Here is a 15,874-nt window from a genome sequence, read left to right as displayed (position 1 = left end):
TGAAACATTGCGCTACCCCATGACCGACGAAGCGGTTTATCGCCGGTTTCTTACTAACTGATAGCGTCGGGCCAAATACTCCACCGGAGCGCTCCAAATATGCACCAGCCGGCAAAAGGGGAACACAATGAACAACGTCATGCCAAGCACCAGGTGCAGACGGTAAATAATCGACACGCCCGCAAGATGCGTCGAGGCATTGGAATGGAAGGTCACCACCGCCTGCGCCCAACCCACCAGTTTCATCATCTCGCTGCCGTCCATATGCCGAGCGGAAAATGGAATGGTCAGTAGGCCGAGGCATACCTGTATCACCAGCAGGCTGATGATCATAAGATCCCCGACGCTGGAGTTTGCCCGCACCCGCGGATTGAGTAACCGTCGTTTTAACAGCAGTGCACCGCCCACCAAGGTCAGCAAGCCGCACACCCCACCGGCCCCCATCGCGAGTTTTTGTTTCAGCGCGACCGACAAAAATGGCTCGTAGACCCAATGGGGCGTCAGCAGGCCAAACAAGTGGCCGAAAAAGATACCCAGTATGCCGATATGGAACAGATTAGAGGCCAACCTAAAACCCTTTTTGTCCAATATCTGGCTGGAGCCGACTCGCCAACTGTATTGCCCATAATCATAACGTAACCAACTGCCGATCAGGAAAACCACACCGGCGATATAGGGATAGATATCAAAAAAGAACGCATTGAGAAATTGCATGATTATTGTCCTTTACTATCGGCGCAGGGGAGTGTACCGGCGGGATCCCTTACGGGAGCTTGTCGTACCGCCGCTTGCCCGATATCGAGATATTGCGGCACCACCGCACCCGCAAACCGGCGCTGATGACGCGTTTGTTCCGCCGTGGCGCACCCCTTCCCGCCGAGGAAAGTCACTTGCTCCTCTTCCCAAACTGCATCCAGCGCTGCCGGGGTATCATCCCGCGCCTCGCCGGTGACCTGCTGTTGCAGCGTGGTACTGCACAGCTCGCTCTCGCACAGGTTCAGCAACAGGTCAAACAGGTCGGAAAAACGGGTTTCGCGCAGCCGCAGTCGGGCCCCCAGCAACGCCAGGATCGGCGCGATATCCCGCAGACCTTCCTGTGCGTCATCCGGCGGGCATAAGGAAAGGTATTCCAGATACAGCGGCAGAAAATCAGGCAGTTCGCAACTGTCCAACTGCAGACCGGCAGCCCGGTACTGCGCAAGTAAATCCACCATCGCCTGGCCGCGATCACGGGACTCCCCGTGCACATGCTCAAATAACAACAGTGACATGGCGCGGCCGCGATCAAAAAACCCGCAGTAGGTCTCCTGGGCATCCAGCAAAGACCCGGTGCAATAACCCTGAATAAAACCCACTAGCAATGCACATTGGGTGGGCATCAGTTCTTCGGCACACTGCGCCGCCGAAACCAGTTCATCGCGGTGATCCCATACATCCTGTCGAGGATAATCCAGTAAAATACCGATGATTTTCAAGCTAATCATGAGCTCCCCCCTCAGCCGTTTTGCTCGTGATATCGATGGCGTCAATACGCTTGGTATCGAACAGGTTGAAACGGCTATCACTGCCGCGACAACCGTCACCAAAGCTGAAACCGCAACTGTGACTTTCCGGGAAAGCGTCCCGTGCCAGTTCACGATGACTCGAGGGCACCACAAAACGATCCTCATAGTTGGCGATGGCCAGGTAACGGTACATTTCCCGCGCCTGCGCCTCAGTGAGTCCCACCTCATCTAGTGCACTGAGATCTGTCACGCCTTCCACCGTTTCGGCACGTTTGTAGTGACGCATGGCCAGCAAACGTTTCAGGGCCAGCAGCACCGGCGCGGTGTCGCCAGCGGTAAGCAGATTAGCCAGGTATTGCACCGGGATCCGCAGACTGTCTACATCAGGCAATACGCCATGCTGCGGTAATTGACCGCTGTCGGCTGCGGACTGGATGGGTGATAGCGGAGGGACATACCACACCATCGGCAACGTACGGTATTCCGGATGCAGTGGCAGTGCCAATTTCCAGTCTACCGCCAGTTTATACACCGGGGATTGTTGAGCCGCGTCAATAACGCTCTGGGGCACACCATCCAGCAATGCCTGAGCAATGACCTTGGGATCGTGGGGATCGAGGAAAATATCCAGTTGGCTCTGATAGAGATTTTGTTCATCCGTCACCGATGCGGCCTGTTCAATACGGTCAGCGTCATACAGTAATACGCCTAGGTAACGGATGCGTCCGACACAAGTTTCGGAGCAGACGGTGGGCTGTCCCGCCTCGATACGCGGGTAGCAGAAAATACATTTTTCCGACTTGCCACTTTTCCAGTTGAAATAAATCTTTTTGTAAGGACACCCTGTCAGACACATGCGCCAGCCGCGGCATTTGTCCTGATCGATAAGCACGATGCCGTCTTCGTCACGTTTATAGATAGCGCCGCTCGGGCAGGTGGCGACGCAGGCGGGATTAAGACAGTGCTCGCACAACCGGGGCAGGTACATCATAAACGTGTTTTCATACTCGCCGAACATGGCTTTTTGCATGTGGTCGAAGTTCTTGTCCCGGGCGCGTTGCTCGAATTCGCCCCCCAGAATATCTTCCCAATTCGCGCTGCCAACGATTTTTTTCATCCGGCGACCAGTCAGCGCTGAGCGGGGTCGGGCCACCGGCTGTTGTTTACCCAAGGGTGCGTTATGCAGGTTTTGATAGTCGTAATCGAACGGCTCGTAATAATCATCGATTTCCGGCATATGAGGATTAGCGAAAATCTTCGACAATAAGCCGACCCGGCTGCCCATGCGCGGCTGGAGCCGGCCTTTGATGGTGCGGATCCAGCCCCCTTGCCATTTGTCCTGATCTTCCCAAGCATTGGGGTAACCGATCCCCGGCTTGCTCTCGACGTTGTTGAACCAGGCATACTCCATGCCTTCGCGACTGGTCCAGACATTTTTACAGGTGACCGAGCAGGTATGGCAGCCGATACATTTATCGAGATTGAGCACCATGCCAACTTGAGAGCGAATCTTCATTTTACCTTCTCCGTATAACGCGAAGTTCCTGCTGCCACATTGCCCTGGGCGTCGTCAGCATTCTCGTCATCCAGCCAGTCGATGCGGTCCATCCTGCGGATCACGACAAATTCATCGCGATTGGATCCGACTGTACCGTAATAGTTGAATCCATAGGCGAGCTGCGCATAACCACCGATCATATGGGTCGGTTTCGGACAAACCCTGGTGACAGAGTTGTGTATTCCCCCGCGCTGCCCGGTGATCTCCGAACCGGGAAGATTCATGATCCGTTCCTGTGCGTGATACATCATGATCATGCCAGCAGGGATGCGCTGGCTCACCACGGCCCGGGCGCTAAGGGCTCCATTGGCATTAAAGGCCTCCACCCAGTCGTTATCGGCAATACCCAGTTCCCGCGCGTCGTCCTCGCTTATCCAGAGGATCGGCCCGCCCCGGGATAAGGTCAGCATCAGCAGGTTATCGCTATAAGTGGAGTGGATGCCCCATTTCTGGTGTGGTGTTAAAAAGTTAAGCACCTTCTCCGGGTTGCCATTGGGTTTCAGATTTAGCAACGGCAACGCGGCCCTGGTATCAATGGGGGGACGGTAAACCAGCAGGCTTTCGCCAAAAGCCCGCATCCACTCGTGATCCTGATAAAGCTGTTGCCGGCCCGACAGGGTGCGCCAGGGGATCAGTTCATGCACATTGGTATAACCGGCAGTGTAGGACACATGCTCATCTTCTAGGCCGGACCAGATGGGGCTGGAGATGATTTTGCGCGGCTGCGCCTGCAAATCGCGAAAACGGATTTTTTCGTCTTCTTTATTGAGCGCCAAATGCCGGTGGTCGAGGCCTGTCATCACGCCCAACGCCTCCCAGGCTTTTACCGCCACCTGACCATTGGTTTCCGGCGCAAGGGAAAGGATCACTTCGGCGGCGTCAATCGCACTGTTTATATTAGGTCGCCCGGCAGCGGTGCCGTCGAGTTTAGTGCGATTGAGTTTTTTAAGAAAATCCACCTCGGTCTGGGTATTCCAATTGATGCCTTTACCGCCGTTGCCGAGTTTGTCCAGTAACGGGCCAAGGGAGGTGAAACGTTCATAGGTATTGGGATAATCCCGTTCCACCGTCATGAAATGCGGCGCGGTTTTACCCGGGATCAACGGGCATTCACCTTTTTTCCAGTCTTCCACACCAAAGGGCTGCCCCAGTTCGGCGGAGGAATCGTGCTGGATCGGCAAGGTGACCATATCAGTTTCTACCCCCAGATGCCCTTGGCAAACCTGTGAAAACGCGTGAGCGATGCCTTTGTAGATTTCCCAATCACTTTTGGATTCCCAGGCCGGATCTACCGCTGCCGAAAAGGGGTGAATAAAAGGATGCATATCGGAGGTATTAAGATCGTCTTTTTCATACCAGGTGGCAGTGGGTAGCACAATGTCGGAATACAGGCAGGTGCTGGACATGCGGAAATCCAGCGTTACCACCAAATCGAGCTTGCCTTCTCCTCCTTGGTCCCGCCATTCCACCTCCTCCGGCATCACTCCCCCCTGGCGACCCAAGTCCAGACCCTGGATACCGTGCTCGGTGCCCAGCAGATACTTCAGCATATACTCATGGCCTTTGCCGGACGAACCGAGCAAGTTGGAGCGCCAGACAAACAGATTGCGGGGGAAATTTTGCGGGTCGTCCGGCTGTTCGGCGGCAAACCGCAGTGACCCCTCCTGCAATGCCTTAGCGGTGTACGCCTGCGGCGTCAGGCCCGCGACTTGCGCCGCTCGGGCAATAAACAGCGGATTGGTGTTGAGTTGCGGCGCGGAAGGCAGCCAGCCCATACGCTCGGCGCGAACGTTAAAATCGATCAGGCTGCCGGTAAAACGGGATTTATCCGCCAGCGGCGACAGCAATTCTTGCGGAGACAGCGTTTCATAACGCCATTGGCTTGAATGATTATAAAAAAACGAGGTGCTGTTCATGTGCCGGGGCGGACGCTGCCAATCCAGGCCGAAAGCCAACGGTAGCCAGCCGGTTTGCGGCCGCAGTTTTTCCTGACCCACGTAGTGCGCCCAACCGCCGCCGCTTTGACCAATACAACCGCAGAACACCAGCATATTGATCAGACCCCGATAGCTCATGTCCATGTGATACCAGTGGTTAATACCGGCACCGAGGATGATCATCGATCGGCCGTGGGTTTTATCAGCATTATCACCGAACTCATGCGCCACCCGGATGATATTCTGGCGGGAAACGCCACTGATTTTTTCCGCCCAGGCCGGGCTATAGGCTTTGATTTGATCGTAATCCCCGGCGCAGTTATCATCCGCCAAGCCACGCTCGATGCCGTAGTTGGCCAGCGTCAGATCATAAACACTGGTGACCAGCACCTCACTGCCGTCCGCCAGTATCAGGGATTTCACCGGCAACTTGTGGCGCAGGATATTGTCCAGCGGCACGGCATTAAACTGGTCCCGTTCAATGCCGCCGAAATAGGGGAAACCCACCTCAACAACCTGGTCGTGTCTTGCTATCAAACTCAGTTGTAAACTGATCTCTTGCCCATTGTCGCCGTCGCGCTGCTGCAGGTTCCATTTGCCCTGCTCGCCCCAGCGAAAACCGATGGAACCCAAGGGCACCGTCAATTCGCCACTTTCTGAATCCACGGCCACGGTTTTCCATTGCGGATTATTACTTTGCCCCAAATTCGCCACCAGATCGGCAGCCCGCAGCAGGCGTCCCGCCGCATAATATCCGTCCCGCGGCTCCAGGATCACCAGCATCGGCATATCGGTATAACGACGGACGTAATCCAGGAAATACTCGCTTTTGCGATTGATATGGAACTCTTGCAGGATCACATGACCCAGCGCCAGCGCTAATGCGCTGTCAGTGCCCTGTTTGGGATGCAACCACAGGTCGCACAGTTTGGCCACTTCAGAGTAATCGGGGGTCACCGCGACGGTTTTGGTGCCTTTGTAGCGCACTTCGGTGAAAAAATGGGCGTCCGGCGTCCGGGTCTGGGGCACGTTGGAGCCCCAGGCGATGATATAGGAAGAGTTATACCAGTCCGCCGCCTCCGGTACATCGGTTTGTTCGCCCCAGGTCATCGGCGAGGCGGGCGGTAAATCACAATACCAGTCATAAAAACTCAAGCAGACGCCGCCGATTAACGACAGATAGCGGGTGCCAGCCGCGTAGGACACCATTGACATGGCCGGTATGGGAGAAAAACCGATGATCCGATCCGGACCGAAGGTCTTGGCGGTATAGACATTGGCAGCAGCGATCAGCTCGTTGGCTTCCGCCCAGGTGGTACGGACAAAACCGCCGCGCCCGCGCGCTTGTTTGTAGCTGCGGGTGGCGTCAGGGTTAGCCATAACGGCGGCCCAGGCGTCCACCGGATCGGCATGGGTCGCACGGGCCTCACGCCATAAAACCAGCAGCAATTTACGTATCTGGGGATATTTCAGCCGGTTGGCGCTGTAAAGATACCAGGAATAACTGGCGCCGCGTGGGCAGCCTCGCGGCTCATGGTTAGGCATATCGGGGCGGGTACGCGGATAATCGGTTTGTTGGGTTTCCCAGGTCACCAGACCGTTTTTCACGTAAATTTTCCAGCTGCAGGAGCCGGTACAGTTCACGCCATGAGTGGAGCGCACGATTTTATCGTGTTGCCAGCGGCTGCGATAGCTGTCTTCCCAATCACGATTGGTATTCAGCGTCTGGCCGTGTCCGTCGGCAAAAGGTTTATCCAACTGGCTGAAGTAGCGGAACCTGTCAAGAAATTTGCTCATCCGAATATCTCCAGGTAGGTCATTTTAAAAAAACATTATTTTGCCTAGTCAACGGTCAACAGTTATTGATGCCTAGCGCGGTTTTTTTGTTGCCAAGCCGTTATTGATATTACGACCGTAGACCAACCAGGTGATCAGTACGCAAACCACGTAAAACACCAGGAAGAGCTTCATCGCCCCCGCCGGCGAACCGGTCAACGACAACGACATGCCGAACGCCTGAGGAATAAAAAAACCCCCCGCTGCCCCGATGGCCGAAATAAACCCCAATGCGGCGGCAGATTCGGTGGCGGCTTCCCGCTGTGCTTTTTCCTCGCTGCCGCCGCTAGCCAATACTCGCGTCACGGACATCTTGCGTAAAATCACCGTAATCATTTGGAAGGTGGAACCGCTGCCCAGCCCGGCGGTGAGGAACAACATCAGAAACACGCCGAGAAACCCAACAACGGAGCCACCCTGACCCTGGTCGGGCAATGTCAGAAACAGCAGGGCCACAAATACCACCATCAGTACGAAATTCACCAGTGTCACCCGGATACCACCGAGCCGGTCCGACAACGCACCACCGACCGAACGCGCCAACGCGCCGATAAACGGGCCGAAAAAAGCGTAATGCAGGATTTGCATCGTGGGAAACTGGGTTTTCGCCAGCATGGCGAACCCGGCCGAAAAGCCAATAAATGAACCGAAGGTGGCCAGATAGAGCAGGCTTAGGATCCACATATGCCCACGTTTAAGCACGGTTAACTGCCTGCCCAGCGATGCCTTGGCAGTGGCCAGATCGTTCATGCCGAACCAGGCCGCCAGCGTCGCGACAATCAATAATGGAACCCACACCCAAGCGGCGTTCTCCAACCATATCCGGCTGCCATCTCCCTGGAGATGACCGCTACCACCAAACAGGGAGAACATCGACCAGGAGATCGCCAGAGGAGCCACCAGTTGCATGACGCTTACCCCAAGATTGCCCATACCGCCATTCAGTCCCAACGCACTGCCCTGCATAGCTTTCGGAAAGAAAAAACTGATGTTGGCCATGCTGGAAGCGAAGTTGGCGCCGGCGAACCCGCACAGCAGGGAGATGGTGACAAACACGCCAAACGACGTGTGCGGATCCTGTACCGCCACCCCCAACCACAGGCAGGGAATGACCATGAACAGGGTACTGATGGCCGTCCAGCGCCGGCCGCCCAACAACGGCACCATAAAAGAATAAGGCACCCGTAGAATGGCCCCCGACACCGCCGGCAGCGCGGTAAGTAAAAAGAGTTGGTTGGTGGTAAAGTTGAAACCGACCTTATTCAGGTTGACTGCCACGGCGCTAAACAGCATCCAGACACAAAACGACAGCAACAGACAATATATGGAAATCCACAGATTGCGGCGCGCGATAGGCTGTCCGTGGGTACGCCAAAATTCAGGTTGCTCCGGATGCCATTCTTTTATGACAGCGCCACGGAGTTCGCTAATGGGTTGGGTCAGGGGGATCATCACAAGCCTCGCTCGGGGTCAGAAGAGTATTGTTGTTGCCGCTACCCTAACAACCTTTGCCCGCCAGAAATTGATACAAATCAAGCTGACGCTGGACGCTGAAATGGCCGAAAAGAGGGTCATACCCTTAGTAAGTAGAAGGTTTTACAGAAAAAAAGAATGGGATTCAATAGGCTGGCAATTTATTGAAAAAAGAGTGTTATTCATTATTTGCCGCTGGCTATTAGGGAGTACTCCATAAGGGGTATAGGGTAATTCACGCTGCGGGGGAACAATGAGTGTCTATTGGCAACCTGTCCGGGTAAAAAGCCATAAGGCCAATGCGTCGTGAGCTCGTTCCCGGCTGATGTTCTCGACAAGTCGGTCTTGTTACATCCTTTTCGCAACACAGGTATGTCCACTTATGATGAGACAGATTTCCGTGCCGCTTTCCATTGTTCACCAGATGGCGCTATTAATGCTAACCCTGAGCTTACTGGGTATCGGCGGCATGAGCCTCTCCCTATGGATGGCCCACAGCATGCAGGGCAACGCTCATGCTATTAACAAGGCGGGTTCCTTGCGCATGCAGAGTTACCGGTTATTGTCGCGGGTTCCCCTGGATAAGGACAGTTTCCCGCTCCTGACAGAGTTGGAACAGGATCAATTGGGCAACGACCTGCAACAATCGGTTCGGCGAGAACACCTGACCGGTCAATATCTGGCACTGCACGATTATTGGTTGACCCACTTGAAACCACACTTGTTGCAGGCCCGCCATCCCCAGGATGCCACCGTCGATGTGGCGGAGTTTGTCCGTCAGCTAGATGCGCTGGTATCCGCCATCGATCGGAAAACTGAACACCGGCTGATGTTGGTGGCGTTGATACAAAAAGTGGAGATCGGTTTATCCCTGCTGCTGTTGATGGGAACAATTCTTTATTTACGCCGGCGCTTACTGCAGCCCTGGCGGCTGCTGCTGCTTCAGGCCAACGCTGTGGCCGCTGGCGATTTCAGCCGACGTTATCCGCTGCCGGCGGGCTGCGCAAGCCAGAGTCACCATGAAATGGACCTGCTCGGCCTGACATTGAACAGCATGTCACACTCCTTATCACAAATGTATGCTGAACTTGAGCGGCGAGTGACGGAAAAGACCGCCGATTTACAGCAAAAAAACCGGGTGCTGGATTATCTCTATCGCACCAGCTGGCAGTTGCATAACAACCAGCCGTTGAACCAACGGCTGTTGCCGGTGCTCGATGAATTGCAAACCCTAACACCGTTGCGCGAAATCCAGATCAGATTGTACGAAAGTAATGGTGAGGAACAACTGGATAATACGGCGGAGAATGTCTATCCCGCAAGGCCGGAAGAGGACGAGGAACTGCAGCTTCTGAGTTGGAGCCTGCAGGATAAACTGGGTAATTACGGCCTGGTGCTGGCGCGATATCCGGTACGGCAACCGTTGAATAATCCTCAGCAACGTCTCATGTCCACGTTGATTGAGCAGATCACCAGTACGCTGGCGCTGGAGCGACAATCTGAGCATCAGCAACAAATTCTGTTAATGGCGGAACGTACCGCCATCGCCGCCGAATTACACGACAGTATTGCCCAGTCTTTGTCATGTTTAAAATTGCAAATAAGCTGCCTGCAGATGCAAAGCCAGGATACGGCGCCCAAAAATAAACTGTTGATGCAACAGATGCGAGAGGAAATGAATACCGCTTACTGCCAGCTACGTGAATTGCTGACGACGTTCCGCCTGAGTATGACCGAGCCGGGCTTGCGGGCAGCACTAAAAGTGGCGGTGGATGAGTTTTCCGTTAAGCTGGGATTTCGCATCGATTTCGATTATCAACTGCCCGCCGGCACATTCACGCCGCACCAGGTGATACACTTGATTCATATTTGCCGCGAAGCGCTGAATAACGTGCTTAAACACGCACAGGCTACCCAGGTCAGTGTTACGGCGGACAATGAAGGCGGTGAGATTGTGCTGAGCATTTGCGACAACGGCCGTGGCCTGCCGGACGAGCAGGAACGCCCCCATCATTACGGCTTGGTTATTATGCGAGATCGCGCCGTCGGGTTGCCCGGGCAATGCCGGATAATTCGCCTTCCTGCCGGCGGTACCAAAGTGCGGGTAGTGGTCTACCCGAAACCGCTGGCGATACAATAAGGCAAAAAGGGACCTGTCATGAGCGATGAAGACACCGCAACCATTTTACTGATAGACGATCATCCGATGCTGCGCAGCGGGGTCAGGCAGTTAATCAGCCTGGACGGTAACCTGCGGGTTGTTGCGGAAGCCACCAATGGCGAACAAGGCGTCAGGCTGGCGAAAGAATGGGATCCCGATTTGATTCTGCTGGATCTTAATATGCCAGGGATGAGCGGTCTGGATACGCTCGATGAGATGCGCCACATTGAGCTTTCCGGCCGGATCGTGGTATTCACGGTGTCCGACCACGAGGATGATGTGATCACGGCCATTAAACACGGTGCAGACGGTTACCTGCTGAAAGATATGGAACCGGAGGATCTACTGGGATCCCTCCGGCAGGCGGCGGCAGGCAAGATGGTGCTCAGTGCAGCGCTGATGCCGGTGCTGGCGGCGGGACTGCGGGAAAATCGCCCCGGCGCCGAACGGGATATCCAGACCCTGACCCCGCGCGAGCGGGATATTTTGAAATTACTGGCCCATGGGCTATCCAATAAACTTATCGCCCGCAAGCTGGATATCACCGAAAGCACGGTAAAAGTCCACGTCAAACATTTGCTGAAAAAAATGAAGCTGAAATCCCGCGTCGAAGCCGCAGTCTGGACCTTGCAAAACCGGACGCTGTAACACGGCCGAGTGTTTACGTCCCGACCGGAACCGCACATTGTCAGCCTGGTATATCAACCAGCGATCGCCTTATGAGGCAATTCCACCGGTGCCATTGGCCGCTGGGCCACCCACACCTTCCCCTGCTCCACTTTCACCGGCCAGACATTGACCCGCAGGCTGCAATCATCGGGGCAAACACCGTCACGCAAACGAAAACGTTTTTTATAGAGCGGAGAAATGACCACCGGTTCCCCGGCGACATCGCCAATAATGCCGCGTGACAGCACATTGGCACCGCTTCCTGGCTCTAGATTGTCGAGCACATAGACCTGTTGCCCGTTTCCAGGCAAATAAAACAGCGCAATCTGCCGCTGTCCTACCCGTGCGGGGATGCCCGCATTAGCCGGGATATCCGCCAATGCCCCCATCCGCAACCATGCTTCCCCATCGACCGTCTCCGGCGTCAACGACGCGGTGGTTTTTTCCCCGCCACGAGCCGGGCGGATCTGCCCGCGTTCCTGCACCATCACCACCGTTTCGTCGGGGTTGTCGCTGTTCAGGTAGGCACGAAACAGCGGCAACCGATCCGGGCTTTCTAGCGTGGTACGCCATTCGCACTGGTAGGTGTCGACCACCCAGCGCATTTCCCGGTCCAGTTCGTCGACAATATGCAAACTGTCCTGCAGGATCACTTGCCGGAGATAGTCAACCCCGCCGTCCATGTTGTCCAGCCAGGTGCTGGTACGTTGCAACCGGTCGGCGGTGCGGATATAAAACATCAACACACGATCAATGGTACGTATCAGGGTCTCATTGTCCAGATCACTGGCAAAGAGATCAGCATGGCGGGGTTTCATGCCGCCATTGCCGCAAACATAGAGATTCCAGCCGCTATTTGTTGCGATGACACCGATATCCTTGCCCTGCGCTTCAGCACACTCACGGGTACAGCCAGAGACTCCCATTTTAAATTTGTGCGGCGAGCGCAGCCCTTTGTAACGGTTCTCCAACTGGATTGCCAACGCGGTGGAGTCCTGTACACCAAACCGGCACCAGGTGGATCCTACACATGATTTCACCGTGCGCAGAGATTTACCGTAAGCATGGCCGGTTTCAAAACCGGCATCCACAAGTTCGCGCCAAATGGCGGGCAGTTGTTCCTGGCGGGCCCCGAACATGGCTATCCGTTCTCCACCGGTTATTTTGGTGTACAGGTTATAACGCTGCGCTACCTGGCCGATGGCGATAAGCCCCAGCGGAGTGATCTCGCCCGCCGGTATGCGCGGTATCACCGAATAGGTGCCGTCTTTCTGAATATTAGCAAAAAAACGATCGTTGGTATCCTGTAACGGCAGATGCTGAGGTTGCAATAAATAGTCGTTCCAGCACGACGCCAGAATCGACCCTGCCAGCGGCTTGCAGATTTCACAACCAAGGCCCCGGCCAAAACGACTAATAAGTTCGTCAAATGAACGGATATCATTGACCCGGATCAGGTGATACAGCTCTTGTCGTGAATAAGCAAAGTGTTCGCAGACGTCTTTTTTCACTTCTACGCCCAGTTGCGTCAGCTGATATTCAATGATCTGCTTCACCAGCGGAACACATCCGCCGCAGCCGGTGCCAGCCTTGGTGCGAGCCTTTATGGCACCGATATCCAAGCAACCGTCCTTTACCGCTGTGCAGATATCGCCCTTGCTGACATCATGGCAGGAACAAATCTGCGCCTGGTTAGGCAGTCCCGCTACGCCAAGCGCTTTGGCGCCATCGCCATCGCCAGCCGGCAGTATCAGGCTTTCCGGATGGGGCGGCAATGCCATGTGATTGAGGGTCATTTGCAGCAGGGTAAGGTACTCACTGCTGTCGCCTACCAGTACTGCCCCCAACAAATGTTTACCGTCGGCGGAGACAACTATCTTTTTGTATACATCTGCCGGACCATCGGTCCACTGGTAAGATTGGCTGCCCGGCGTGCGGGCAAGGGAATCCCCCACCGAAGCCATGTCCACCCCCAGCAGTTTCAGCTTGGTGCTCATATCTGCACCGAGAAAAACCGCGTCCTGTTTTGCCAATACTGCAGCGGTGATTCGCGCCATCTGGTATCCCGGCGCTACCAGGCCGAAGTTACGCCCCTGCCATGCAGCACATTCGCCAATGGCGAAAATATCCGGATCGGAGCTAAGGGTCTGGCCATCAATGACAATGCCACCCCGGACACCGATTTTCAGGCCGCACTCCCTGGCGAGTTGATCCCGTGGCCGGATACCGGCGGAAAATAATACCAGATCGGTATCCAACGTATCGCCCCCGGCAAAGCAAAGCCGCAAGCGGCCATGATTACCCACCGTGATTTCCCGGGTATCCTTGCCGGTATGCACAAGGACCCCCAGCGCTTCAATTTTGCGCCGCAGCATCTCAGCGCCGCCTTCATCCAGTTGCACCGCCATCAGGCGCGGCGCAAATTCCACCACATGGGTTTCCAATCCCAGTTGTCTGAGAGCATTGGCAGCCTCCAGTCCCAGCAAACCGCCACCGATGACCACGCCAATTTCCGAACGACGCGCCCTCGCGGCAATGGCATCCAAATCATCCAGTGTACGGTAAACCAGACAACCTTCGCGCTCGCTGCCGGTGATGGGTGGGACAAAAGCATAAGAACCGGTGGCGATAACCAACTTGTCGTAGGAAAGGTCTTTACCCTGGCTATCAACCACGCAATGGCGCGCGCGATCGATACCGATAATAGTGCTTGCACTGCGTAGCTCAATGCCATTGTCCACAAAAAAACCAGGCGTCACCAACGACAAGGATTCGGCGCTACGTCCGGCAAAATACTCCGACAAGTGCACTCGATCATAGGCCGGATACCGCTCCTCGCCGAAGACCACAATGCGATATTGCTGATGTAGGCCATGCTCCACCAGCCTTTCCAGAAAATGATGACCCACCATGCCGTGGCCAATAACAATTAATACCGGTTTTTTCATGACATCATCCTTTGCGACGGGTGGCCACAGGCTATCGCCGAGAAAATAACCGGGCTGCAGCCCCCTGAAAAACAAAAAGCGCCCACAAATATACGAATAATCGTATACCTATGGACGCCTTTGTCCGTTTGTGTCCCACCGACCCTCATTGGCCCACGGAACAGAATGTATATAACGTTTTATCTAACAGTAATACGGCCGATTCGCCGGTGAAGAAATCACACCGCTCATCACGAATGCCTTTTTACCAGGTTGTTATGCGTATCAACCCCGCCTCACGCCACCAATGCGTTGAAACAATCCAGATTAATTTGCAACACCCGTCACTCAGGGATGACTCGGCAATATATCAGCGATAGTCAGCATCGCAGTGGCAATGTCGATGAGTTTTTTATTCTGGCTCATCGCCATCCCTCGTAGAGTAGTATAAGCCTCTTGCTCACTCAATCCCCTGTGTTGCATCAATAAACCTTTCGCCCGTTCAATTTGCCTGCGCTCATTCAGGGTAACCCGCAGGACGGCAAGCTCCTGATCCATGGACTGCAGACGACGATCTTGCTGCTGGATCAGCACCAGCAATGAACGCCCCAACTGCGGGGGCAGCCCATCTCCGTGCAACCAACCATTCGCTGGCAAACAGCTTCCATTGCCGGTGACAAATACCGCATAGTCTGGCGGTTGTTCATCTTGGCGGCTCATGAATGTTTCGATATCCGCCTGCTGGTCATTTCCGGCCAGTTCGGCCGCGTCAATGCATTCCTGACACCGCGCCAGCAACAATTGCTCCAGCCCTTCCTCAACCTGTTTCATTCCGTCAAGACGCCGACTCGCCAAGGTAAACCAGCGCTGTCCTTCCTCTTGCGCTGAGATACTCGCCACGGTGCGGGTGCACGCGATGCGCCTGAAGCGTTCGAACTCGCTATCAGCAGCCTGATCTGACCAGCGTCTGCGGCTCATCTCATCAGTGAAGTCAAGAAACCGCTCAAAACAGCGTTCCTGGCTGTCGATGAGTTCCACCATTTGCCGGCGCATGCCATCGTCAAAATACCCCGCAGCAAAAGCGGCCGAGCCCAACGCCCGCTCCTGACCGGCAAATTCTTTGCCTTGCATAAAACTGAGCATGGCTATCAGCGCGCGTGTTATCGTCGGTTCAGCGGCGGTATCCGTCAATTCAGACACCAGCGCCAACAAATGACGGATAATATCGTTGAAAAAAGCCGTCATCCCCGGTTGTGGCAGAGAACGCTCGTGGATTTTCCGGCGCAGCGGTGACAATACACTCAGGGCGTAGACGGTGCTGGCCATCCGGCTGAACAGCCGCGAGGACTGCGGCAAGGCGGCAGCCGTTTTCTCAAGCTGTATCAGAGCGTCCATCACCGGACGTTGGGCGATATCCACTGCGTTCACCCGCCGGGTCAACTCATCAGCAAAACGGTTTCCCGTTGAGCAGAGATAGAGATTGGACGCGCCGCGCTCACATTGCAACATATGTACCAACTGACTTATTTTGCCTACCAGCTCGCCGCTTTTCAGCAGGTAATGCAGATTATTGAGTTCGCACTGGCGCGAGGCGAGAAGAAAATGAATGGCTGTAGAGGAGTCTGCGCGCATGGGAGGGTTTCCGTCCGGCTAATTACCTATTTTTATGAATAATGCTTTTATGCATAATGCGTGAAGCATGAAGCATGAAGCATGAATCTACACCATCCGAAGATCATTTCGCTATCAATACGGGAATTGCTGCGGCTAAGATTCAGTTTTCCTGATGCCGGTGGCTATCACAAAAA

At 54.8% G+C, this 15,874-nt stretch carries 8 protein-coding genes and 1 pseudogene; 2 read left to right on the top strand and 7 right to left on the bottom strand.

All coding sequences use genetic code 11. The features are described from left to right. Positions 1-36: 36 nt before the first annotated feature. From narI to SJI19_RS06375, 5 genes are all read right to left on the bottom strand, one after another. Positions 37-714: a respiratory nitrate reductase subunit gamma gene (narI, locus tag SJI19_RS06395; protein ID WP_323477433.1), complete on the bottom strand. Its 678-nt coding sequence runs from the start codon at positions 712-714 to the stop codon at positions 37-39. Positions 715-716: 2 nt separating this feature from the next. Next, the gene (gene narJ / locus SJI19_RS06390; protein ID WP_323477432.1) at positions 717-1,484 is read right to left on the bottom strand and encodes a nitrate reductase molybdenum cofactor assembly chaperone; all 768 of its coding nucleotides are present in this window, start codon (positions 1,482-1,484) and stop codon (positions 717-719) included. Then, complete coding sequence (gene narH, locus SJI19_RS06385; protein ID WP_323477431.1) at positions 1,477-3,021, bottom strand: nitrate reductase subunit beta; 1,545 nt, start codon at positions 3,019-3,021, stop codon at positions 1,477-1,479. The genes narJ and narH overlap by 8 nt, the downstream gene beginning before the upstream one ends. Next, complete coding sequence (locus tag SJI19_RS06380) at positions 3,018-6,797, bottom strand: nitrate reductase subunit alpha (RefSeq protein WP_323477430.1); 3,780 nt, start codon at positions 6,795-6,797, stop codon at positions 3,018-3,020. Before SJI19_RS06380 ends, narH begins: the two co-directional genes overlap by 4 nt. Before the next feature lie 72 nt (positions 6,798-6,869). Continuing rightward, complete coding sequence (locus SJI19_RS06375; RefSeq protein WP_323477429.1) at positions 6,870-8,288, bottom strand: NarK family nitrate/nitrite MFS transporter; 1,419 nt, start codon at positions 8,286-8,288, stop codon at positions 6,870-6,872. A gap of 406 nt (positions 8,289-8,694) precedes the next feature. On the opposite strand from SJI19_RS06375, the gene narX reads away from it, so the two are divergent. Both narX and narL read left to right on the top strand, forming a co-directional pair. Next, positions 8,695-10,449 carry a nitrate/nitrite two-component system sensor histidine kinase NarX gene (narX, locus tag SJI19_RS06370; RefSeq protein ID WP_323477538.1) on the top strand — a complete coding sequence of 585 codons (1,755 nt, stop codon included), beginning with the start codon at positions 8,695-8,697 and terminating at the stop codon, positions 10,447-10,449. Between the two features lie 18 nt (positions 10,450-10,467). After that, positions 10,468-11,118, top strand: a complete 651-nt coding sequence (gene narL / locus SJI19_RS06365; RefSeq protein ID WP_323477428.1) for a two-component system response regulator NarL — start codon at positions 10,468-10,470, stop codon at positions 11,116-11,118. 53 nt (positions 11,119-11,171) lie between these two features. Here the strand turns inward: narL and nirB are convergent. Both nirB and SJI19_RS06355 read right to left on the bottom strand, forming a co-directional pair. Beyond that, a pseudogene (nirB, locus tag SJI19_RS06360) lies at positions 11,172-14,090 on the bottom strand (nitrite reductase large subunit NirB); the annotation flags it as partial. 324 nt (positions 14,091-14,414) lie between these two features. Beyond that, positions 14,415-15,698, bottom strand: coding sequence for a nitrate- and nitrite sensing domain-containing protein (locus SJI19_RS06355; RefSeq protein ID WP_323477427.1), 1,284 nt, complete (start codon positions 15,696-15,698; stop codon positions 14,415-14,417). Between the last annotated feature and the right edge of the window lie 176 nt (positions 15,699-15,874).

The sequence above is a fragment of the Acerihabitans sp. TG2 genome, from assembly GCF_035013185.1.
Lineage (GTDB): Bacteria > Pseudomonadota > Gammaproteobacteria > Enterobacterales > Enterobacteriaceae > Acerihabitans.
The sequence above is the reverse complement of the archived record's forward strand: the minus strand, read 5'-3'. Positions and strand labels throughout refer to the sequence as shown.